Origin of the sequence: Actinomyces sp. S4-C9 (assembly GCF_000758775.1) — a bacterium.
Lineage (GTDB): Bacteria > Actinomycetota > Actinomycetes > Actinomycetales > Actinomycetaceae > Gleimia > Gleimia europaea.
On record NZ_JRMU01000001.1, the window covers coordinates 156,466 to 179,711 of the forward strand.

A 23,246-nucleotide genomic window follows, 5' to 3' on the forward strand; every position below is an offset into this window, starting at 1 on the left:
CGGATCACGACTACTGCTTTGCCCTCTATTTTGTGGGATGACACACGGCTGGCTTGCTGGAGCGCCAATTTAGAAACAGATCCAGAAGACATTCAGAAGTTTCTAAATTTTTTGCCAGAAACGGCGGTTATTTATAGAAAGTCAATTTTCGACACGTCGGTTTTAGGGAGCATTTTTACCCAAAGAACGGTTCTCTAAAGTAACAGTAAAGGAGAAAACTGAGTGTCTAAACCTTCACGAATCGTGGGGCTTGATGTAGCGCGATCACTCGCGATCATCGGAATGATAGTTATCCACATGGCCTCCCTACTTTGGAGTACCAAAGTAATGCTCTCTGGCCTACCTGCATCATTATTTGCCATCATCGCCGGCGCTACCATGATGATTATCGGTAGAAACTACACCAGTACCACTTTCTTACGGTTAATTGCCCGAGGTGCCTTAATCATTCTCATTGGCCTGGCACTACTTCCCGTTGGTGGCGAGATTCAAGTGGTCCTCATCGTAATGGGCGTAGTAATGATGCTGGTTTCCTGGATTCCCGCATTGGGAACATGGTGGAGGCTCGTTCTATTTATCGCCGCCACAACTGCCGCGACAATTGTTTATGCCCCTATCGAACTGCCACAGATTTATCCGCTACTTGCATGGATCGCATATTTCATTGGTGGCATGCTTCTTTTCGACGTGTACCTGCGTGGCCACCTACAACGCGACCGTGCTGCGAACACCACCACTAACACTCGACTGACCTGGATCGTAACCGCTATCAGCGTTGTCATCGCCGGCATTGGAATGTACTTCCGATTCGACCCAAACATTCCCAGCTGGCTCAGCTTTACCGGTCACACTGGTGTTGCCGGGGAGATTATCCTCTCCGTTGCCGTTGCAGCCGTAGTGATCCACCTGTGCCTGATTGTAGGAGACCACTCACGAATCGTGGTTTACCCCTTCGCAGCCATGGGAACAATGTCGCTAACCATTTACATTCTGCACATTCTCACCGCTTTCTACTGGCAGCAAAACATCGCGTTGCATTCCACTTTGTCAGCAACCGGTTTCATCGTATTGTTCCTCGTCGTGGCCAGCCTTTGGAAGAAGTTCGTGGGACAAGGTCCTGCTGAGAAACTCGTTGCCACCACAATCAAGGCCATTGTTCCTTCCAAGAAAGAGAATTAAACGTGAAAAAATCATCTTTTTCGATCGCGGCCATTGTCAGCGCCACCCTAATAATGACTGCCACTCCGGCCTTCGCACTCGAATATGGCGATCCGGCACCAGAAAATGTGGAAAGCAGTTCCGTTGCCGCGCTCAAGATGGGCAAAATCGGCAACTTCGGTGACTGCACCGGAACGCTCGTTGCAGACCAGTGGGTGCTAACGGCACGCCACTGCCTGGAATCTGTCAATAATGAAGGAACCCAGGCACGCATCGCCGGGAAAGTCTACAACGCCGACTCTTGGGCTCTTTCCCCTACGTCTGACGCGGGGTTGCTTCACCTAACGGAAAAGGTCACTAACGCTACCCCAGCGAAAATCTCCCACGACATCCCCACCCCTGGGCAGACGGGAACTCTTTACGGTTGGAGTAGCAGCTCGTCCATGGCGCGAGCGGGACAACTGCCAATGGCCAAAATGGTTGTTAAAGAACTGCTAGGCGGCGCACCGTCTGGTTCTGGCGCGCCATCCGGTTCCGAGGCGCCTACCGGTTCTGAAGGGCGATCCACTTCCGAGGCGCCTACCGGTGCTGATGCGTCTACCGAAACTGTCCCGCCACAAGCTATGCAGCCGGGAGCCAAAATGCCTGAATCCGGCCAAACCGAGTCTAATCCTGAGGGGATGGAGAACGCCCCGGCCGACAGCTCTATACAGCCTATGATCGAAACCTCCATCTTGGATGTGTACTCAGTTTCTGGAGCTGGTATGCAGGGCGGCGACTCTGGCGGCCCGTTCTTTGTTGACGGCAAGCTTGCAGGGCTCGCTACCGCAGGAACTGCTCATGGCGACCCGGACTTGCCGTCCCCCAGTGCCGCAATCACCACCATTGCAGGCACCGCTGAATGGATCGACAACGTTATCTCTGGCCGCAATACACAAAGCGTTCTGACTGCAGAGAACACTCCTGCACCACCCAAAACGCTTCAGACCAGCGGTGATAACATTTGGGGCTACCTTGCAATCGCATTCGTAGGCCTTGCCGTTGCCGCAGCCGGATCACGTATCCGCAATGCGTGCCAGTAACAACACCTACGCAATCGCCTGCAAATAGCGACCTATTAGCCGCCTCCCAGAAAATGCTGGGAGGCGGCTAATACTACGAGCGGTTTCACAGTAACCTGGCGCGCACCCCACCTCTGCTGAGGCTTATTACCGATCAGTATTTCTGAACCTGCCGGGGCCGTAGAAAGCCATTTGCCGGTCACCCCACCACGCAAGGAACTCCTCTGCAGTTTCACCATTGTGCTCGCAATCGAAAGCGGAATCGAATGATGCGATGATTCCCTCACTCGCCTCGGCAAGCGTCGCAGCGACCAGCCCATAACCTGTCGAAGCTACAGCGGGGCCACCAAAGTTCCTGTATTCAAACCAGTAATGGTCTTGATCCAGCACCTTTGCAAGCCGATCAGGAGGAAGCAGGCCCTCAAATTCTTCCACTATTTGCCACAAGCCAAGATGTTCTGGCTTCGACTCGAATGGGTAAACCAAGTCCTCCTCACAAATTCGGTCATCATCCTCCACAGGTAAGCAACTGGGCCACGAGCTGGAACCCCACTGCCCGTTAATCCAGTAGGCAAACCCCAAATGCATCCGTGGCTCCCACACCACGTCTTTATCGACATAGCGAATTTCTGCATCATCACCTGGATAAAAAGCCTTCACCTCGATCGTTGCCCCAACGCTGTACCTGTCGAGCAGGCTCTGGAACAGTTCTTGAGTACGGGCGCGCGTTTGCTCAACTAAAGGCATGAATCCATCGGTTGGATAGACCTCGATCGTCGTTGACATTCCACCATCTTACGTACCGTAACAACAGTTTCATCACTATGAAGCCACCAGCGGAGCGATTCCCCACTGACTTAAAGATCAGTTCGAAACGCTGAGAGACAGTTTTGCTTCTTACGTTCGTGCACTTCTTGTACTCGATCCGCGTGACCAGTACAGAAATGGGTGCATACCAACAAGCTTGTCCCGTTTATGACGTTCCGAACTAAGATCAGGAATGCTCAATCGCCTGGTCGGATAACATTGTGTAGGAGATTCTGATTGCGGGGACTTTAATCTGCTTGAGATTATCGCTCACCGACGAAACAGCTCGTCATGTGATCCTGTTCGTTGAAAATAGGCAAACCCGCCGTCAGTTTTCCAGATAACTAGCCAGTCACCCGCATTTGCAACGTGGCACTCATTGCTGCCATCCCACTCGCCAGAGAGCCTGTGCATCCGGTGCCTGCGTTTTAGGATTTCAATAGATTCCTGCGTATTGTCCAAAACCAGATCAACCACAGATTCCAGTTCTGCAAGGTCCCATTGCCGCTTGATGACCTTCTTTTTCAGATCTCTGCTGAATGCCGAGGTGAACTTCGCCTGTAGACGCCTGCTCATGCCAAGGCTGCTTCGATAAGATCGCGGCCAGTCATATAGCTTTCGCTACTGCCCGAGGCAATCATTTCCCGAGTCTCGCGGATAGCTCGGAGACTTTCCTCGTTTGGACGCTTGTAATCGAGAGACAAAGGAATCGAGTTGGTATTCACCATTTCCGTGAAAAACGCTCGCACGACGGAAGACAGGTCAAGCCCGTAGGATTCCACGACACTTGCCGCCCCGTCCTTCAACTCACTATCAAGACGGATAGTCAGATTACTTGACGCCATTTTCCCTCCATTCACAGTTTGCACTCACAGCTTACAACGCTTGTTAGTGCCCAACAAGGTGATGTGTGCCCATTCAACTGCCGGTAAACGCGCATTTTCGCGTCCCTGTGGCTATATCCGTCAGCGAAAGGGTAAAACTCAACACCCCAGGTAAGTCCCAAAGCAAAACAATTCCGGCCCAGCTTAGGCACCCACCGCGTGACTGTTTCTTTCTACCCATAAGGACATTATAAAAATGGGGGGCGCTGAGCAGAAAACAATACTCGGAGCATCGTTCAGCCTCGCCTCGCATCAACGACCTCTGGACATTCCTATACCGCCTGGCCCTCTACTCCGTTATCTACGGAACCCTGCTAACCTTGCGAGGCCCCTTTCCGAAACGATCGCCAGAGAAGAAAATGAGCGCAGATACCGTTCCAAATGCCTAACAAGCCGCGTCAACGCATGTCGATTCGTCTACCTTTCCAGTGATCCGTGAGCCACCGGTCGTGGCTAGTAATGATCAATGTGCCCGTCCAGCTTAATAGTGCCCTCTCAAGGGCTTCCATTGAGGCTAAATCAAGATAATTCGTTGGCTCATCGATAACGAGTATGGTTGGAGCAGATGCAAGGGCAGTCGCAATTTGCGCGCGACGTTGATTGCCGGCCGATAATTCTGGAACGGGTATGGACCACATTGCCGGATGCAAGATTCCTTTACCAACTTCTCCGACTCCATCGCGCCAAACATCGGTGTTGAAGCCTGTGTCATTTTCTTTAGGCAAATGCTGAGGCACAAGACTGATCGATTCGTCGCGTGCAATAATTCCACTCGCTACGGTCCCAGCAGGTGGTTGCCCACTATAGATCCAGTTCAAGAGTGTAGATTTTCCGGAGCCATTCGCACCTGCGACCAGCAAATGTTCACCGTACGAAATATCAAAGCTAATGGCGTTCAGGCGATGCATAACGAATGCTTGCCTGCACGATACTGCTATTCCTGTGCGCGTGGCTGGAGCCTCAAATTCGAATGACAAGTTGTAGTTACGTGGTTTGCGCACCTCTTGACTTATTAGGGACTCTAATCGCTTGTCATCGTTTCGCATTCGGCGTTCAGCCGTTGTGGCAGCGCGATCTGCAAAATACTTCTTCGCCTTCCCTTCAGCTGTTGCTAAACGGACTCCGCCTCGGGAGATTCTGCTGGATTTCTGCCTATGTTTTCTCAACCTGTATTTTTCGCCTTGTTGTAAATCATGCTGCTCATCATGTTTTTTCTGGGCTCTGATTTTTTCTTTCAGGTAGTTGGAATAGTTTCCCACACACCGATAAAGACTCGACGTTTCACACGTTCCATCAACCCTCGCAACCTCGTTCCATACAGTCGTGTCCATGTCGTAGATGACTGTTGCTGTATCTTCAATGAAGGCACGATCGTGGCTTGCCATCAAAACCGGACCTTTCCAGTCATTCACCGTCTCGGTGAGAAACCTAATCGCTTCTACATCAAGGTGATTGGTAGGCTCATCCAAAATCAACACTTCAGGTTTCAAGATGAGAGTGGCCGCCAGCTGCAGGCAAACTCGCTGGCCTGGAGATAGCGTCCCAACATGGCGATTAAGCCCAGAATCTGTGAAAGCGCTCAAGCCTAGCTCGGCCAACACCTGCGCAACCCGCGCGTTCAGCGTCCAAATGTCGAAGCTTGTCATCTGGGCTAGTAGCTGATCATATTCTAGCCCCATTTCAACGAGATTCGCGTCGGCCTCCAGCCGATCAGCTACGTAATAAAAGTGGGTAGCAATGCTTCGAAGTGGATGCAACGCCGCGTCGAGATATTCACCGATACTCCCATCAAACTGTTCAGCCTCAGGCACTTGGAACAACTCTGTTGCGAGTCCACTAACTCTTGCCGTACCCATTTCGGGAGCCAGATCGCCAGATGCGATCCGAAGCAACGTGGTTTTCCCGCACCCATTGGGGCCGATCAGACAAGCTCGCTCACCTTCACCAATATGCAGATCAATACGGTCCAATACTGGCTTAGATGAATAAGAAAAAGAAACATTATCGAGGTTGATTGCAGGCATGACGATCTCCAGGACGCAACGATTGTTAGGGCGGCGTCTCAGCCAGGCTGAGTAGAGATCACAAAACCATCGGACATTGCTCCTCGAGAAAGCAATAAGTATGAATTCCAAAATTCAATATAGTCGAACTCCAAGCTACTATCTACCAATTGGAGTCCCCCCCCCAACTCTCTAGCAATGGCTTTACTCAATAAACATCAAGAACTCGCGCTCCGCGCTTTGCAAGCCTTGCCCCCCAATCGTGCCTATTTTCTACTCGCGTCCAAGATAGTGGGCACATGAGCAACACCAGCAGACCACTAAACGGCCTACTAATCGGCACCGCATCCGCAGCCACCCAAATCGAAGGAGGCGACACCAACAACAACTGGTACGAGTGGGCACAAGGCCCCAACATTGCGGACGGTTCAACGCCGTTTCGCGCAAACGACCATTGGAACCGCTGGCGCGAAGACAACGAACTCATGAGCGAACTCGGGTTCCCAATCGCCCGCATTGGCCTCGAATGGTCACGCATCGAACCCGAACCAGGCCACTTCGACCATGCGGTAATTGACCGCTACCGCGAAGAACTTGCAGACCTAAAAGAACGCGGAATAAAGCCCCTCGTGACGCTCCATCACTTCTCCAACCCGCTGTGGCTAGAGCGAAGCGGACAGTGGACAAACCCGCTCAGCGTCAAAGCATTCCTGCGCTACGTCCGCTACGTTGTGCGAGCACTATCCGACCTCGTAGACGAGTGGGTAACAATCAACGAACCTAACGTTTACGCCACGCAGGCTCACCTATTCCGCGAAGACCCGCCTGGAAACGTCAGCTTGCGTGACACCCTGAAAGTCATGCGGCACATGGCCATCGCGCACCTATACGCCTACGAGCTCATCCACTCCATCACGCCAGACGCGACAGTCACTATTGCTCACCACCTGCGTAGCTTCGCTCCCCTAAACCCAAACAATTCGTGGCACAAGTTCCTCACCAGCGCAGACTCCTACCTGTTCCAAGATCAACTAACCGAAGCATTTGGCAAAGGTAAGTTTGGGCCAGTAATGGGATGCTCACCCGTACCCGAAGGACGCTACGTCGACGTCATCGGCCTCAACTACTACTCGCGCACAGCCGTTGACGGGCTCAAAGACGGCACATTCCCGGATGTTCCGCTAAACGACCTCGGCTGGGAAATCTACCCGCAAGGCCTTGTTGAATGCTCCAAAGACCTAAATGAGAGGCTCGGCGTTCCCGTCTGGATCACAGAAAACGGATGCGCAGATAACGGCGATGCGAACCACCTCGAAAGCTTCCGGCCAAAATTCCTTGCCGACCACCTGAGCGCAATCCTTGACTCCTCAGTACCGATCGAACGCTACTACCACTGGTGTTTTGTTGATAACTGGGAATGGTCCGATGGGGAAATCCCCCGCTTTGGAATTGTCTACAACGATTACGAAACCCAGCGACGCATCGTGAAACCATCTGGCCGCATGCTCAGCGAAATCGTTAAAAGCGGCGAGCTGAGTAGCGACATAATAGCGCGCTACACCGCGGGTCAAACCTATCGCACTCCAAGCACCATCAACCGCGCTGGAACCAAGCACACGAGCGACCCGCAGGAGAAACCGTGAGTGAGCGACGCCCACTGGTAACCCGAGGATGGATAGCCTCCTTTGGCATCATGTACCTGGGCATCAACATCGCGTGGGCCGCGCCCTCCCAGCTACTGATTGCCAACCAAATCCTCGCCTGGCACCCCGCTGACAAAGAGGCACGCCTGGCATTTATCATGGCGCTCGGAGGCTTCCTCGGCCTCATCGCCGGCCCCCTCGTTGGCATCTTCTCTGACAAAACCCGTAGCCGGCTAGGCAGGCGCGCCCCCTGGATCATCATCGGCTCCATCGGTTCGGCAAGCACTCTGCTTGCAATGGCATTTGCGCCTGGCTACGTGTGGCTTGTGGTTGGCTGGTGCATATTCCAAATGCTTGTTGCCGCGCCCGTGACTGCCTCGCAAGCAATCCCACCAGACCGGGTGAACCATTCCCAATACGGGATAGTTTCCGGCGTCATGGGAATCAGCTGGACGATGGCGCTAGTGGTGGGCACACTACTGGGCGAAAGTCTATCTATCAAGGCCGCCTACATCGCCAGCGCTGCCCTCATGATCCTGCTGTGCCTGCCCTACCTGGTCAAACACAATCAGACATCATTAAACACCCACCCAACCGAAGGCGCGTTTGCTGGCGCAATCATGGAAGCCGAGGCTGCGGGCGGACTCACCAGCAAAGAAGCCACCGGCATTGCCGCATACCGCGACTTCACGTGGGTGTTCATCTCTCGCCTTGCCGCCACTTTGGGCAACACGGTTGCGCTTTTTTACCTGCTTTACTTCCTGCGCGACCAAATCAAACTCGAAGACCCCGACCTGGGTGTACTGCAGCTAACCGTCATTTACGCTGTTGTCGTTGTTTTTGCCTCAATTATCTCGGGTAAAGCATCGGATAAGGTAGGGCGGCGCAAACCGTTTGTACTGTTTAGCTGTCTTGGCATCGCAGCGGCATGCCTGCTAATGGCGTGGACAACCAACTACACAATCGTGATCATTGCAGCTATCATTCTGGGCGCCAGCTGGGGCATCTTCACAGCCATTGACCAGGCGCTAATCAACCAAGTTCTCCCCTCCGCTTCAAGCCGTGGGCGTGACATTGGCATCATGGCCATCGCGGTTGCCACCCCCAACCTGGCCTCGCCAATGCTCGCCGCTTTCGCCCTGCTAGTACTGGGCGGCTACCCCGGCCTTTACGTAATGTCAGCATCGCTTGCAGTAATCGGTGGAATATCCGTAATGATGGTGCGAGGAAGCCGGTAAGCGAAACCGAATCAATCCGGACTCGGGTCCGTGAAATACGGCGTTAAGTGCCTGTCCTGCGTTAGGCCGTGTACTGGAGGGCTATGCGATCTTCCGGATGACAATCATTCAAATAGAGGACGGCGAGGAAGAACCACTCCGCTGGCTTCATCAAAACCCACACGACATCGGCCGCCCACTGCGATCTGATCAGCTTGGCAACCGGAAAACCATACCTGTCATACAAGCGGCGAATAACCCGATGAGTTCTAGGCACGCGCTCTTCCAACACCTGCTCAAACGCATTAGCCACAAGCAACTGGCGATTCACAACCACCGGCCGGCCATGACGCAGGCCCATGCGAATCGGTTTTACCACCGCTCGGTGCCCGCCGGCCGCCACGGTGCAAAGGTAGTGCTCGTCAAAAGACACATTCTGGGGAGCAACCTGCTGCGATAGATTCCAGTCGCTGGTCTCGGTAAACGCCCTCACCACCATGCTCGGTGATTGGCCAAACAAAGCTAGAATTCCGACCACCACGGCAAGTAGCGGGAGCGCTACCACGAACCCTAGAAGCGGCCAGCGTTTCGCATCCGCCACCGTTGCATCCAGTTTGCTCAATATCGAGGAGCCATCTATGCGGCCTCGTCTATCTTCATCAGCTTCGTAGGCGCGAACTTGGATGGCAACTACTTTCACCACAATCGCAAGCACGGCCAGTAGAGGAAGAATCAGCAACGCGTCGAGGGACTTTTCAAAGGTGGTGATCTGGATAGTCCACGCCAGACCGAACGCGGCGCCCAAGTAAAGCCCCGCAATCGCGAGCACAACCACGAGGGGCGGCAACTGCTTCGCCTCATTAAACCTCAAAACGAGGAACCCGAACACGAACAGTAGCGAGATAAACAGCACGTGCGACCACGCCCGCGTGTAAATCGGCGCGTGGGTCTGGTAGTTCACCAGCTGAACGTGCCAGTCCGCAGTAGGCACAACCTCTTTGAAGAACCCCAGGTATATGAACTCATAAACCACTATGACACACAGGGTCCAAACGTCCAGACCCGCGTCGAGAACCGGCAAGTCCTTACCGCTCACGGCTTTGGCCGCGCGGATTATTTGGCTGACAGTCAGCGCCACTGGGTAGCCTGCCGCGAGCGCTATTAGGGCTCCTCCAAGCAGAATCTCAACCAGAATCTGCCCGAGAATCTGGCTCGCATCCGAAGGAGGCTGGGATGCGAGGATGGCAATCGCTCCGGCAACTCCGATCAACAGCGCCAAAACGACTCGCGAAAAAGAGGGGTGTTTGCTGGCGTAGCGGTACAGCTTCACTTGTCCTCCTCTCCTGCAAATACGATACACGCGTTTTATGGAGCCTTGAACTAACGCAGGGATTTGCGGTCACGTATTGATTCGAATACGCAACAGGGGCGCGACTTCAGATAGTTTGAAGTCGCGCCCCGCATATGCGCATTGTTAGCGAATATTGTCGATCACTGGTGTAAGTCTCCCTACAACGAGTGGAACCCTACCGGACTAGTCCTCCAGCCAGGCGATGATATTGACCTGCGCAGAGTCAACCTTCTCGATGCGTAGGGGACCCATCGTGACCAGCTTGAACTTAGGTGAATCACCCAGCGCCACCATCGACATGTCTTCAACAGCGGTGATGAGGTGGTCCGAGTAGTTGCCTAGTAGCCAGTGGTGAGCCTCAGGGCCGTGATCATTAAGCGGCGACGCTACCGAGAGCCAGTCCATGCCCACGCAACGCAAATCCGGGAACTCCTGCGACAACCACTTTGCCAGCTCCGTGTGAATAGCTAGACCTTCACGCTTGTAGATCTCAGGATCCTCCGTACGATACTTCTCGAATCCCGTACGCAGTAGCAAAAGCCCCTTGCCCTTAAGTTCTTCAGCGAAAGGCTCTACATCTTCCTTGGTGATGATCTCGCCAGGCTTGCACTTATGCGGCAGATCAACAACTAGTACCTCATCACCCATGTAGACGAAATACTCCATGGGAAGATCTTCAAAGTTTGTACCAGTGGTATTGAAATGATGCGGGCCATCCATGTGCGTGCCGAAGTGGTTTGGCAACTCCATGATGTAGGCGTTGAAGGGATATCCATCAACGCCAGCTTGGCGATCCTGCCTGAGCTTCAGCACCGGCTCTCCGGGGAAAGCAACATCATTTTCACTCATTTTGTGTGACAAGTGTACGAACACCTTTGTTCTCCTTCACTGTTAACTCGTCAAGGTTATTTAAAACGAATATCTCTTGTTCTCAGAGCTCTGACCTCTTGTGTCTAAGCATACGTGACCTACGCGAACATGTAAACGGATTAAATAAAATTGGAATGATCGGTGATGCGCGGGACTACTGCAGTAGTCGACCTTATAAATCGTGCATCTGGGCGCGTCTTGCAATACTGGCTTCATGTGGATTTCTAACGCGCGCTATCAGGTTGCGGAGAAGATCAAGCAAAAGGTGGCGGGGCCGGATAGACAGGCTCGCGCTGATCTGATTTGGCGCACTCCCGGTGAACGCTGGTTCACCAACGACGATCCTATAACCCGCGTGAATGGCGCTCCCACGATGTACATGGCTGGCATCCGCGCCCTCTTGTTGCAAAGCCTACATCCGCTTGCAATGGCTGGCGTTGCCGGGCATTCGGGTTACCAGGATGACCCTTGGGGTCGATTACAGCGGACCGCAGAATATGTTGCTACCACAACGTTTGCGCGGATTGAGGACGCCGAAAAACTGATTGCTCACGTGCGCCGTATCCACACGTTAGTGAAGGGAGAACTTCCTGACGGCAGGGCATATGCGGCATCGGATCCGCACCTACTAACCTGAGTGCACTGCGTTGAGGTTGAGTCATTCATGATTGCCTACCAGCGGTTCAGCCCAACTCCCCTAACGCCTGAAGAGTGCGACATGTATGTGGCACAGTCAGCGATTTCTGCGCAGCTGCTTGGCGTAGTTGATCCGCCTTTCACTGTGGCTCAGCTTTACGAGAGGCTTGCGTCTTACGGCCCCGAGTTGGAGTTCTCCGCCGCTACCGCTGACGTTATTGACCTGCTGATCAATAACCCTCCTTTGGAGCCGCCGATGAGGTGGGGCTACGACATGCTGAAGGTTGGCGCTATTTCGCTACTGCCAGATTCAGCGCGAACACTGCTGGGCCTCGAGGACTCAAACGAGCCTTCGCGAGTTAGCCTGCAAGACTTTTTGTGGAGGCGACCCGTTGCACGTGTTGCTACTACCGCTTTGCGCTGGACGGTTGGCCAAACGAAACTATCGGCCGAGGTTGAAGCTGCCGCCGAGCACTAGCCGAGGCGCTTAGCAGTTCCCCCGGCAAGGACGATAACTGCGTCTGGAAGATGCAAACCTTACCCTTGTTGCGTTGGGTCTACCGGAGGTTGCCCCTGCACCGGGCCGGTTGGGTACTGCCCCTGTGCTGGTCCTGCAGGAGGCTGCGCTCCAGAGCCGGCCTGCGGATTACGCAACTGCATAAGTGTGAACACCGCACCCACGATCATCGCAATGCCCGCAAGCGTCAAGAAGATAAGACCGATTCCAATCGAGGCGCCAGTGTCGCTAAGACCGGAAATGCTGCCAATACCATCGATCACGCCAAAGAGGCCGCCAATCAAACCAACCACGCCAGCGGCAATGCGAACTCCGCGGCTTGAAAACATGATCGCGGCGACTCCCAGAGAAATCACCGCGAGCATGAGGATCAGCAAGAATACGCCCTCATTACCCACAAGCTCGCTGAAGTAGTTGATCGAGAAACCAAAAATGTGAGCGATTGGCAGGAACAGCGAGATCAGGCCAAGCACGCCCGCACCCGTCAGGATTATCGGACCGTAAGCGAAAATCTGGCCCTCACTTGATTTGCCCTGCGTTTCGCGCACCGAGTTCTTCGCCACCTCGAACGCTTCGTTGGCCGCGGGGGCCACCTTGTGGTCGTAGAAGCCTTTCATTCCTGAGGCGAACTGTTTCGCACCATCCTTAATCTGCTGCATGGATGCGTCAGCCTGGTTCGGGGCCGTGTTGGCCGCCTGCGGACCGGATTGCGCGGCCTCACCCTGAGGGCTACTAGGTACCGACTCGTTTTCTGGCTTCACTTCCGGCGCGGGAACGCTCTCGCGCGGCGTTTGCGATTCTTCAGGCGTAGGTTCGGGCAGATTCTGGTCGGTCATGACTTCCTCCTGGATAGACCTCACATGTGTCGTTCGCAGATTATCACCTTCGCGGCGCGCGAACGACGCCAGCCCAACTTCTAACGGCTACCACACACTACCGGTGTGACGGGTACGAGGCTGCGCTCTCACATTTGGCGGAGCAGATAAATCTGTGTCCGTGGAGTTCATTAGAATGATTCAAAAGCATTTTGCGGTGTTTAGTACGTCGCGACGCAGAATTCGGCTCTGCGAAGAGAATCGATTGTGCCGGCTACCCGGGTGGTTGTTCAGGTTCGACGAGAAGGAAATTTATGGCCGCTAAGAAGAATAGGAAGAGTCTGGAGCATACCCTCTGGGATGCGGTCGATAAGTCGCGCGACAATCAGGAACCATCTGGCTCACCCGAAAACTCATGGCGCAACTCTTCGACGTAGACGTCAGAACTGTAAACGAGCACCTAAACAACAACTTCAACTCCGGAGAGCTAGATGAAACCGCAACTATCCGGAATTTCCGGATAGTTCAAACCGAGGGCACGCGACAAGTATCCAGACTGGTGCAACACTACAACCTCGACGCCATCATCTCCGTCGGATACCGCGTGAACTCAATACGAGCCACGCAATTCCGACAATGGGCAACCAATATCCTTAGAGACTTCACACTCCGCGGCTACGTCCTCGACCGCGAAACATAAAGTGGAACGGGCACCGCAAAACCTAAAACAAGAACAAAAATCGAGGGGCAGGAGTTCTCCACCTCCTACCCCTCGAATAAACCGGTAGTTTTTACGCTCCTTCGGAGCGAGAATCTCGACTTTGCGGCCGAGTTCTCACTGGCTTCCAACCGCGCGCTCTAGGCGTTGATCGGATGGACTCCTCACGCGAACGGTACACCACGTACGGCCGCGTCGGATACATCACCGGTGCCGAAACAACATGCACCAGCCTCGTAAACGGCCAAATCGCGAACAGCAAGAACCCCGCAATAATATGCAACTTAAACGGAGTTGGAACCAAAGCAATCAGCTCCGGCTGCGGCTGAAACGCCAAAACCGAACGCAACCACGGGCTAATCGTCTCCCGATAGTCATAACCACCTGGCGCGCCCAGAATCTGGTTCTGCAACGTCGCCCAAAAACCCAAACCAATCGGCAAACACAACAGCACATACATGAAAATGTCGTTCCTCGTCGTCGCAAACCGGACCGACTTCGTAACAATACGCCGATACAACAGGCCCATCAGACCCACAATCGTCATCACGCCCGCAGCCGTGCCACCAATAGTCGCTACCAAGTGGTAAGCGTGGCCAGAAATCCCAAAAGCTTCAGTCCACGACTTCGGAATCAATAACCCCATCACGTGACCGAGCCCCACAAACAGGATGCCGAAATGAAACATCGGTGACGCCCACCTAAGCAAAGCAGACTCGTGCAACTGCGAAGACCGCGACGTCCACCCAAACTTGTCATACCGATAACGCCACACCAAGCCCACGATCAGCATAGCCAGCGCTAAGTACGGGAACCCCGTCCAGAAGAAAGTCTCAAACGCACTCATCTGCGTGCCCCTTCACTCGAAATCGGGAATGGAAGTGACTGCACGCCAACCAGCTCCGAAGGCGGGCCTTGCAGCACAAGTTTACGGAAAGCCTCCTGTGCTTTCTTATCCAAAGGAGGCAGAGTCAGAACCAGCCCCTCAACCACCGCTTGCCACGGGCTATTTAGCGAGCCGAGGGCAGTGCGCAGCACTTCGAGACCGTCACGATGGATAGCAAGCAGATGCGCCGCAAGCTCATCACCCGTGCGGGCACTGAGCTCGAGCACAGCCGGCAAGTAATCTGGGAGCTCACCCCCAGTTACTTTCCACCCCATTGCCTCAAACGCCTGCTTGAAAGCTAAAATCGCCGACCCCCTCATGCGCGTATCGCCCGCCGAATAATACGACAAGTACAGATTGCACTTACGTTTTTGGTCGAACGTGCGCACATACAGGTCCTCAATCTCGCGCAGCTCAGTGGACTGCGCCCAATCGACAAACTCCTGAAACCGATCAGCCACAACTTCATCAACGTTTTCAAGTTCGAGGCGGATAACACCCAACTGCTCGTGAAAATCCTCCGGCGGATAATCCAACAACACAGACGCAATCATGTGCGCCGTGCGCTTCTTACCTGCCTCCGCGGAATTCAATGCCTCCGCGGCCCGTTGTTCACTCATCGACGCACCTCCAACGGAACAAACGTCTTCGTTCCGCCACCCGGCTGCGCATATCCGGCGCCACCCATACCCGGCCCGCCGAACGAGTCAAGCGAACAACCCAGCTCCGCCAAGCCGCGTGGCGTTTCCGAGGACGTAGTTGGAATCACGTAACGGTCATCATATTTAGCAATCGCCAGCAGACGGTACATTTCCTCCATCTGCCCGCCCGTCATTCCAACAGCCTTCGCCCCCGTCTCGTCCGGCTCCTCATCAAGATGCAGGCCGCGCATATAAGTACGCATCGCAGCCAGACGGCGAAGCGACTTCTCCACCGGAACCGTGTCGCCAGCCGTAAACAAGCCAGCCAAATACTCCAGCGGGATACGCATCGTAGCGATCGATGTCATGAGGATCTTCGCGTCCTCCCCATCTTCACCGGCCGCAGTTACCGCATCCACTACGGGAGAAAGAGGCGGGATATACCAAACCATCGGCATAGTGCGGTACTCCGGATGCAGTGGCAACGCAACCTCGTACTCGCTAATCAGCTTCCAAACCGGAGACTGTTGCGCTGCGCGAATCCACGAATGCGGAACACCGTTCGCCTCAGCCTGCGCCAACACCTCCGGGTCAAACGGATCTAACAAAAGGCTGCGCTGCGCCTCGTACAGATCCTTCGGATCCTCCACAAAGGCAGCCTCACCCACTCTGTCCGCGTCATAGAGGAGAACACCCAGGTAGCGCAAGCGCCCCACGCAGGTTTCTGAACAAACCGTTGGCTCGCCCACCTCAAGACGCGGGTAACAAAGCGTGCATTTCTCGGCCTTACCCGTGTGGTGGTTAAAGTAAACCTTCTTGTACGGGCATGCCGAAATGCACTGGCGCCAGCCGCGGCACTGATCCTGATCCACCAGCACAATGCCATCCTCGCTGCGCTTGTACATCGCGCCCGAAGGACAAGACGAAACGCAAGTAGGGTTCAAGCAGTGCTCACAAATGCGCGGCAGGTAGAACATGAACGAATCCTCGATCTGCGTCTTCACCTGCGTTGTCATCTGCTCCAAAATCGGATCCTGATGCATGGTTTCAAGCGAGCCACCCAGGTCATCATCCCAGTTTGGACCCCAATTGGGGTTGTTCATTTTCTCACCGGTAACCTGCTTGACCGGGCGAGCCGTTGGCAAATACTTCGAATCCTTTGGAGCGCCAAGAAGCTTCTCGTACTCATATGTCCACGGCTCGTAGTAATCCTCTAACGCAGGCATACGCGGGTTAGCAAAAATCGTTGCGAGCTTATGCCAGCGACCACCGCCCTTTGGCTTCAACTTACCGGACGTCGTTCGTTCCCAACCGCCCTTATAACGCTCCTGGTCTTCCCACTGCTTCGGATAGCCCACTCCAGGCTTCGTCTCTACGTTGTTAAACCAGACGTACTCCATGCCCTCACGGTTAGTCCACGCCTGCTTACAAGTAACCGAACATGTGTGACACCCGATGCATTTATCGAGGTTCATCACCATTGCGATCTGAGCCATAACCTTCATTAGAAGTCCACCTCCGTGGTGCGGCGACGAATAAGAGTTACTTCATCGCGCTGGTTACCAGTTGGGCCAATGTAGTTAAACCCGTACGTCATCTGCGCGTGACCACCAGCCATATGAGTTGGTTTTAATAGGATCCGCGTCAGCGAGTTGTGAATACCACCGCGGATACCTGACTTTTGTGAAACCGGTGTTCCCGCAACCCGCTCTTGCGCATGATGCATATACACCGTTCCCTCGGGCATCCTGTGCGATACCACCGCACGAGCCGCCACGGCACCATTGCGGTTGTACGCCTCAATCCAGTCGTTGTCCTTAACGCCAATCTTCTGCGCATCCGCAGGCGACATCCAAATGGTTTGACCCCCTCGCCCAAGCGTCAACATGTGTAGGTTGTCGTAGTACTGCGAGTGGATCGCCCACTTGTTGTGCGGCGTCAAGTAGCGCACAGCAACCTGAGCTACCCCCTCGTCCTTGGAAAGCTCTCCCACAACCGCATCACCATAAATGCGTGCGAGGTCAAGCGGCGGACGATAAACAGGCAAAGACTCACCGATGTCAATCATCCAGTCGTGGTCAAGGTAGTAGTGCATGCGTCCGGTAAACGTGTGGAACGGCTTGCGATGCTCAATGTTGATAACGAACGCCGAGTATCGCCTACCCCCATGCTCCGAACCTGACCATTCGGGTGACGTAACCACAGAACGCGGCTGGATCGTAATCTCGCGGAAAGTGAGGCGCTTTTCCTCATCACCCAAAGCGAGCTGCGAAAGCTCCTGGCCTGTCTGCTTCTCATACTGGCGGAATCCCTGCACAGCCATACGTCCGTTAGTGGTTCCCGACATTTGCATAACAGCATCTGCGGCCTTAACCGGCGTGTCCAACAGAGGACGCCCCGCGCCAACCCCGCTCGTTGCGGTTCCGTTCATGCGTCGCAGAACATCGACTTCCTCATCAGGCTTCAACGTGATGCCTTTTATCGGCAAGCCAAGTTTTTCAACGTTCGGGCCGAGCGTGGTGAACTTTTCGTAAATCTGCGTGTAATCACGCTCCACCGGAACGAACTTAGGCAACGTCTTACCCGGAATCAGCTCGCGCTCCCCCAACGCCTCAACGATGCCGTGCGGCAACGCAAGCTCGTCAGGCGAATCATGCGCGATTGGAGCCATCACCACGTCGTTTTGTGTCTTGAGGTGCGTCTTAGCCATCTCGGATACAAGATAGGCGAGATCCTTGAACAGTTCGAAGTCCGAACGAGCCTCCCATGGCGGCTCCACCGCCTTATTGAACGAGTGTAAGAACGGATGCATGTCCGTAGACGAAATATCGTACTTCTCGTACCAAGTTGCCGCCGGTAGGACGATGTCCGAGAACAACGTTGTGGACGTATTACGGAAGTCCGCGGTGAACATCAGATCCAGCTTGCCGATGCCCGGATTATCACGCCACTTCATCAGCTTCGGACGCTTACCCTCCGCAAGCTCTGGTGCCGATACTGCGTTGTCCGCACCGATCATGTGGCGCGCAAAATACTCCGCACCCTTCGCAGACGAACCAAGCAGATTCGTTCTCCAGTTCGCAAGGATCCTCGTAAAGTTACGAGGATTATCCGGATCCGTACACGCGAAGTTCAACCGGCCAGCTTTGAGCTCTTGCACCACGTATTCGCCCGGAACCATTCCGGTCTCGTTCGCACTTCTACCAATCTCAATAGAAGACCGGTCAAACTGCGGGTAAGACGGCATCCAACCACGCTGCGATGCTTCCACGAGCGTGTCTGCGTTTGTGAGCCCCTTCCAATCCGCTAGCGGAGAACCCACCTGGCCGGCGAGTGAACCGTCGTAACGCCACTGATCCGTTAGCAGGTACCAGAATCCGGTTGAGATCATTTGGCGAGGCGGGCGCGACCAGTCAAGTCCCATCGCGTACTGCTGCCAGCCTGCGATTGGACGAACCTTTTCTTGACCCACATAGTGCGCCCAGCCGCCGCCATTAACTCCCTGCGTTGCACACATGGAGGTGAGAGCAAGGAAAGTGCGGTAGATCGTGTCAGAGTGGAAGAAGTGGTTTGTGCCCGCACCCATCACAATCATGGAGCGGCCCTTTGAGTCGATAGCGTTTTGTGCGAACTCTCGGGCAACACGGATCGCTGCGTTCATCGGCACACCCGTGTGTTCCTCTTGCCATGCGGGGGTGCCCGGCGTTGAGGCATCCTCGTAATCCGTTGGCCATTGCCCAGGCAGGCCGTCCCTCCTCACCGCATACTCTGCCAAGAGCAGATCGTAAACCGTGGTTACAAGCTCCTCGCCCACCTTGAATGCGGGCACCCCGCGGCGAACCAATCCTGCCCCGATTGCCATGGTCTCAGATTGTGTTGCGGGAAGGTCAAAACGAGGAAGCACAACCTCAACCCCCTTGGCATCACTTCTACTAAACGCAGACATTGCCGGATTCACACCGTCGAGTGCCAGGTTCCATTTTCCGTCCTCACCTCCCCAACGATCCGCAACCGTTCCACCCGGATCCTTAATCGTCCCATCCTCGTCGAGAACGAGCGGACGGTGCTCTGAGTGCGGCCTGCTCTTAATGTCGCCCGCGAGCGCATCCGGCAGGTCCACAGCCGTGAGGAATTTGCCGGGCACAAGCCCCTTCTCGGTTTGCTGAAGTTTCACGAGGAACGGGGAGTCCGTGTAGCGCTTCATGTAATCTAAGAAGAACGGCTCTTGCCGCTTAACGTGAAACTCTGAAAGGATCACGTGCCCCATTGACTGCGCGAGGGCACCATCCGTGCCCGGATTTACCCGCAACCACTCGTCGCCAAACTTCGTGTTATCCGCGTAGTCAGGAGAAACAGCTACCACTTTCTGACCGTGGTAGCGAGCCTCCGTCATGAAGTGCGCGTCGGGCGTGCGCGTGAGAGGAATGTTTGACCCCCACATGATCAGATACTGCGCGTTGAACCAGTCGCCGGCCTCGGGCACGTCCGTCTGATCTCCAAACACTTGCGGCGAGGCGGGCGGAAGGTCTGCATACCAGTCGTAGAACGAGAGCATCACACCGCCGAGCAACTCGTAAAAGCGCGACCCTGCACCATACGATATCATCGACATTGCGGGGATAACTGAGAACCCGGCCATGCGGTCCGGACCGTACTCTTTAATTGTGTACACGTGTGCTGCCGCGAGGATCTCGTTAACTTCATCCCAGCCCACGCGAACCATGCCGCCTTTGCCACGCTGCGACTTGTAAGCCTTCGCTTTCGCTTCGTCCTCAACAATCGCACCCCACGCCTCAACTGGATCTTTACCCGAAGCGCGCTGCTCGCGATACATGTCTAGCAAAACGCCTCGAATATGCGGGTAGCGAATGCGCGTTGGCGAATACTCATACCAAGAGAACGCCGCGCCACGAGGGCATCCGCGCGGCTCATACTCAGGCATATCCGGGCCGGTAGACGGGTAGTCTACTGCCTGCGACTCCCAGGTGATCACGCCGTCCTTCACGTATATTTTCCAGGAACACGAGCCCGTGCAGTTCACGCCGTGTGTCGAACGCACAATCTTGTCATAGGACCAGCGCTGGCGGTAGAACGAGTCTGCGTCGCGTCCTCCCTCTAGGAAAATCTGGCGTGCGTCACCTGAAACTTCGCCGCGGCGCAACTTTGAGCCGAGCGCGAACACGCCGGAAGCAGATTCGCGATAGCCCTGCTTAGTTGAATCAGTCATGATTTCCTCCAAATCGGGGCCGTTTAACCTGGGAACGGCGCGTTCTTGCGTGCGTAACGCATCCAACAAATCACGGAACAGAAGATGCAGTAGATGGCCGCAGCGAAGAAGAACGTGGAGGCCGCCATCATCGACAGGCATACACCTACAAGGAACGGGCCAAGCGCTGCCACTGCCGCGGTGAACCCAATCGCGCCGCCTGCCTGGCGCTTCGGCATGATCATCGGCATCTGCTTGAACGTACCCGCATTGCCGATACCTGCAAAGAAGAACATGATCAGCATCGCCCACAAGAAGCCTTTGAAATCTGCCGAAGAGGACGGGTTGATCAAGTAGAAACCAGTAACCAGCAGGGTAACGGCCATTCCAACGCCCGAAACGAATGTCCAAATGCCACCACCAAAGCGGTCACACAAAGGCCCCCACGCGACGCGAACAAGCGAGCCGATCAGCGGGCCGAGAAACGCATATGTTGCACCCTGCACTGCGAGCCCCAGGCTCGACTGGGCACCGTAGTTGTTATTGATTAGGAGGCCGAACTGAGCGGATGCACCCGAGAAAATGCCGAACGTCATCACGTAAAGGAGCGTCATGTACCACGTGTTCGAGTTCGAAAAGATGTCGAGCTGTTCGCGAACATTTGCTTTTACGGGCACGTCCTTCAACATCGCGAAAGACAAGATCGCTGCGAGTATCGCCCAGGGGACAAAGAAAATTGCGGGATTCGAAACCCAAATCGGGTTACCCGCCGAATCGGTTTGCGGCGCGATCCACGTCATTCCAAACAACGCTGACCCCATGAGGACGGGAGCGGCGAGTTGGATAATGGACATGCCCAGGTTACCGATGCCCGCTTGCAAATTGAGCGCGGTTCCCGCTAAACGCTTTGGGAAGAAGTAGCCGGTTGAAGGCATATAACCCGAGAAAGAACCGCCACCGATACCGCACATGAACGATAAAACTAATAGCCACCAAAACGGCGTAGACACGTCTTGGACGGCAAAGAACCAGCCAAACATCGGGATGGTGAACAGTAATGACGAAATACCTACCAGCTTGCGCGTACCAATCATGGGCGGCAAGAACGTGTAGATGAGGCGGATAAGACCACCCGAAAGGCCCGGCATCGCGGCGAGCCAGTACAGTTGGGCCGGCGTTAGTTGAAACCCGATCTCGTTTAGTTTTGGAGCAAGCGCCGACACGAGGAACCACACGCTAAATGCGAGGATCATCGAATAGGTGGAGATTACGAGGGTTGTCCACGCAATTTTTGAGCTCCACTGATCTGGGTTTTCAGGATTCCAATTTTTTAATACGCGCCCGGAGGCGTCGAGTTTTGCGACCTCGTCGGCCATGATTCTCCCCTAACCGGTGTGCCACCGTTGGCATTGCGTTTGCGTAATTTGAAACTAACACCGCGGGAATACTTTTAAAGGGTTTAGACAGTTTAACTGGCGAAAATGCACGAAAACCGCGAAACGACGCGGCTTTGTAAGAATCTGGCTTTGAGACAAATTAGGTCAATGTTTCCGCTAAAGCACCCAATTAGAAAAGACTCATTGCGTTAAAATGGAAAATACCGGTTTTAAATAGGAGGCGTTGTGACTGATTTGAAACTCCCCGGCATCACCGCTGCGGTTATCACCGTTGATTCGCGCGTGGTTTCCGGCGTTAAAGAACCGAAAGGCGCTCAGACTGCCGTTTCGATTATGGAAGATGCCGGGATCGAAGTTGTGCGCGAGGTTATTATCGACGACCTCGCCGCTCCTCTACGCGGCGAGTTTGACCGCGCTCTCGAAGCTGGTGCCCGTTTAATCATCACTATCGGCTCAACGGGGATTTCTGCGCGCAACATTGTTCCCGAAACGACGCTGGCAGTATGCGACGTTGAACTTCCCGGAATTGCAGAGCAGATTCGTCAAGAAGGCCTAAAGAACACGCCGCTTGCCGTGCTTTCACGCGCCGTGGTTGGAGTAACATCCAGAACTTCAAAAGGAGCAGTTATCGTGAACTGTCCCTCCTCTTCGGGCGGTGTGAAGGATGCGCTCGCAGTTCTGCTCCCACTACTGCGTTACATTTACGAGCAGTTAGACCAGACGGAAGCCTAAACGCACAGCCATTTCTTTCGCATCGGCCGGCGTGTCCACGTCCATACAGTACCGGTTTACGTCGGGAACAGTCGCGGGCCTAATCGCAGAGAAACCGCGCCGAATCGACGTGTCGCGCGAGGCTGGGAGGCCTCGCAACGCCCCAAGGCGGTAGCAACCATGCAGGAACTGAGGCCACGCTTCCGGGTCTGCCGAGACGGGAACGACAGCCTGAGCCTCAGAAATCTTGCTACATAGTTTTTCCCAAAGCCGGGGCGAAAGCGGCGCATCGCACGTCATCAGCGCAACTACCGCAGTATCCGGCAAATCCTTGAGGGTGGCAATGCCCGCACCGATACCGGCGAGAGGACCTCCGTGGGGCGGGTCTTCCAGTGTTAGCTCCACACCGTCTCGCACGTCCAACCGGCTCGGCGCGATCACAATGATCCGGCCTTCGAAACCGGTGCTGTCGATTTCTGCTAGTGCAATATCTATGAGGCGGGAAGGACCTATCTTATAGTCGGGCTTGGACACTTTCCCGAGGCGCTTGGCAGTGCCTCCGGCGAGGATGAGTACGGCGTGCGGGAGTCTTTTTTGCACCTGACTATCACGCGACTCCAAAGGTGGCGCACAGGCAGCCATCCAGCCTCCTCCAGCAAAGCATCAAACAAACGAGCTGCACGCAGAGTATCACCTGAAGGCAACATCACAGCCCGCCGTATTTA

The 23,246-nt window shown here is 54.7% G+C and carries 18 protein-coding genes and 2 pseudogenes; 7 read left to right on the top strand and 13 right to left on the bottom strand.

What is annotated here, in order from left to right; translation table 11 throughout:
* Positions 1-222 precede the first annotated feature (222 nt).
* A complete protein-coding gene (locus tag HMPREF1628_RS00685) occupies positions 223-1,179 on the top strand; it encodes a DUF418 domain-containing protein (RefSeq protein ID WP_034506526.1) in 957 nt (318 codons plus the stop codon).
* A gap of 2 nt (positions 1,180-1,181) precedes the next feature.
* Entirely contained in the window at positions 1,182-2,240 is a 1,059-nt protein-coding gene (locus HMPREF1628_RS00690; RefSeq protein ID WP_034506530.1) for a trypsin-like serine protease, read from the top strand.
* 126 nt (positions 2,241-2,366) lie between these two features.
* Here HMPREF1628_RS00690 and HMPREF1628_RS00695 read toward each other — a convergent pair whose 3' ends face one another.
* From HMPREF1628_RS00695 to HMPREF1628_RS00710, 4 genes are all read right to left on the bottom strand, one after another.
* Positions 2,367-3,005: a hypothetical protein gene (locus HMPREF1628_RS00695; protein ID WP_034506533.1), complete on the bottom strand. Its 639-nt coding sequence runs from the start codon at positions 3,003-3,005 to the stop codon at positions 2,367-2,369.
* Positions 3,006-3,296: 291 nt separating this feature from the next.
* Positions 3,297-3,602 carry a type II toxin-antitoxin system YafQ family toxin gene (locus tag HMPREF1628_RS00700; RefSeq protein WP_081940728.1) on the bottom strand — a complete coding sequence of 102 codons (306 nt, stop codon included), beginning with the start codon at positions 3,600-3,602 and terminating at the stop codon, positions 3,297-3,299.
* A complete protein-coding gene (locus HMPREF1628_RS00705) occupies positions 3,599-3,871 on the bottom strand; it encodes a type II toxin-antitoxin system RelB/DinJ family antitoxin (protein WP_034506535.1) in 273 nt (90 codons plus the stop codon). Before HMPREF1628_RS00705 ends, HMPREF1628_RS00700 begins: the two co-directional genes overlap by 4 nt.
* Before the next feature lie 437 nt (positions 3,872-4,308).
* Entirely contained in the window at positions 4,309-5,934 is a 1,626-nt protein-coding gene (locus tag HMPREF1628_RS00710) for an ABC-F family ATP-binding cassette domain-containing protein (RefSeq protein WP_034506537.1), read from the bottom strand.
* 278 nt (positions 5,935-6,212) lie between these two features.
* Between HMPREF1628_RS00710 and HMPREF1628_RS00715 the strand changes: the two genes are divergently transcribed.
* Together HMPREF1628_RS00715 and HMPREF1628_RS00720 are read left to right on the top strand one after the other, a co-directional pair.
* On the top strand, positions 6,213-7,556 hold the full coding sequence (locus HMPREF1628_RS00715) for a glycoside hydrolase family 1 protein (RefSeq protein ID WP_084703129.1): 1,344 nt from the start codon (positions 6,213-6,215) through the stop codon (positions 7,554-7,556).
* Positions 7,553-8,794, top strand: a complete 1,242-nt coding sequence (locus HMPREF1628_RS00720) for an MFS transporter (RefSeq protein ID WP_034506541.1) — start codon at positions 7,553-7,555, stop codon at positions 8,792-8,794. The genes HMPREF1628_RS00715 and HMPREF1628_RS00720 overlap by 4 nt, the downstream gene beginning before the upstream one ends.
* 61 nt (positions 8,795-8,855) lie before the next feature.
* On the opposite strand, the gene HMPREF1628_RS00725 is transcribed toward HMPREF1628_RS00720, so the two are convergent.
* Both HMPREF1628_RS00725 and HMPREF1628_RS00730 read right to left on the bottom strand, forming a co-directional pair.
* Complete coding sequence (locus HMPREF1628_RS00725; protein WP_034506545.1) at positions 8,856-10,103, bottom strand: DUF6688 domain-containing protein; 1,248 nt, start codon at positions 10,101-10,103, stop codon at positions 8,856-8,858.
* Between the two features lie 204 nt (positions 10,104-10,307).
* A complete protein-coding gene (locus tag HMPREF1628_RS00730) occupies positions 10,308-10,997 on the bottom strand; it encodes a cyclase family protein (RefSeq protein ID WP_034506547.1) in 690 nt (229 codons plus the stop codon).
* Between the two features lie 370 nt (positions 10,998-11,367).
* On the opposite strand from HMPREF1628_RS00730, the pseudogene HMPREF1628_RS09140 reads away from it, so the two are divergent.
* A pseudogene (locus HMPREF1628_RS09140) lies at positions 11,368-12,108 on the top strand (oxygenase MpaB family protein).
* Between the two features lie 59 nt (positions 12,109-12,167).
* Here the strand turns inward: HMPREF1628_RS09140 and HMPREF1628_RS00740 are convergent.
* Positions 12,168-12,983 carry a hypothetical protein gene (locus HMPREF1628_RS00740; RefSeq protein ID WP_034506549.1) on the bottom strand — a complete coding sequence of 272 codons (816 nt, stop codon included), beginning with the start codon at positions 12,981-12,983 and terminating at the stop codon, positions 12,168-12,170.
* A gap of 352 nt (positions 12,984-13,335) precedes the next feature.
* Between HMPREF1628_RS00740 and HMPREF1628_RS00745 the strand changes: the two are divergent.
* Positions 13,336-13,656, top strand: a pseudogene (locus HMPREF1628_RS00745) (virulence RhuM family protein); the annotation flags it as partial.
* A gap of 97 nt (positions 13,657-13,753) precedes the next feature.
* Here HMPREF1628_RS00745 and narI read toward each other — a convergent pair.
* From narI to HMPREF1628_RS00770, 5 genes are read right to left on the bottom strand one after another with little or no spacing between them, the layout of a single operon-like run.
* Positions 13,754-14,527 carry a respiratory nitrate reductase subunit gamma gene (narI, locus tag HMPREF1628_RS00750; RefSeq protein ID WP_034506551.1) on the bottom strand — a complete coding sequence of 258 codons (774 nt, stop codon included), beginning with the start codon at positions 14,525-14,527 and terminating at the stop codon, positions 13,754-13,756.
* The gene (gene narJ / locus HMPREF1628_RS00755; RefSeq protein WP_034506553.1) at positions 14,524-15,186 is read right to left on the bottom strand and encodes a nitrate reductase molybdenum cofactor assembly chaperone; all 663 of its coding nucleotides are present in this window, start codon (positions 15,184-15,186) and stop codon (positions 14,524-14,526) included. The genes narI and narJ overlap by 4 nt, the downstream gene beginning before the upstream one ends.
* Complete coding sequence (narH, locus tag HMPREF1628_RS00760) at positions 15,183-16,712, bottom strand: nitrate reductase subunit beta (protein WP_034506556.1); 1,530 nt, start codon at positions 16,710-16,712, stop codon at positions 15,183-15,185. The genes narJ and narH overlap by 4 nt, the downstream gene beginning before the upstream one ends.
* Entirely contained in the window at positions 16,712-20,434 is a 3,723-nt protein-coding gene (locus tag HMPREF1628_RS00765) for a nitrate reductase subunit alpha (RefSeq protein WP_034506558.1), read from the bottom strand. The genes narH and HMPREF1628_RS00765 overlap by 1 nt, the downstream gene beginning before the upstream one ends.
* A gap of 23 nt (positions 20,435-20,457) precedes the next feature.
* Entirely contained in the window at positions 20,458-21,789 is a 1,332-nt protein-coding gene (locus HMPREF1628_RS00770; protein WP_034506561.1) for a nitrate/nitrite transporter, read from the bottom strand.
* A 246-nt stretch (positions 21,790-22,035) separates the two neighbouring features.
* On the opposite strand from HMPREF1628_RS00770, the gene HMPREF1628_RS00775 reads away from it, so the two are divergent.
* Positions 22,036-22,542: a MogA/MoaB family molybdenum cofactor biosynthesis protein gene (locus tag HMPREF1628_RS00775; protein ID WP_034506563.1), complete on the top strand. Its 507-nt coding sequence runs from the start codon at positions 22,036-22,038 to the stop codon at positions 22,540-22,542.
* Here the strand turns inward: HMPREF1628_RS00775 and mobA are convergent.
* Entirely contained in the window at positions 22,522-23,163 is a 642-nt protein-coding gene (gene mobA, locus HMPREF1628_RS00780) for a molybdenum cofactor guanylyltransferase (protein ID WP_052038729.1), read from the bottom strand. The genes HMPREF1628_RS00775 and mobA overlap by 21 nt on opposite strands.
* Positions 23,164-23,246 lie beyond the last annotated feature (83 nt).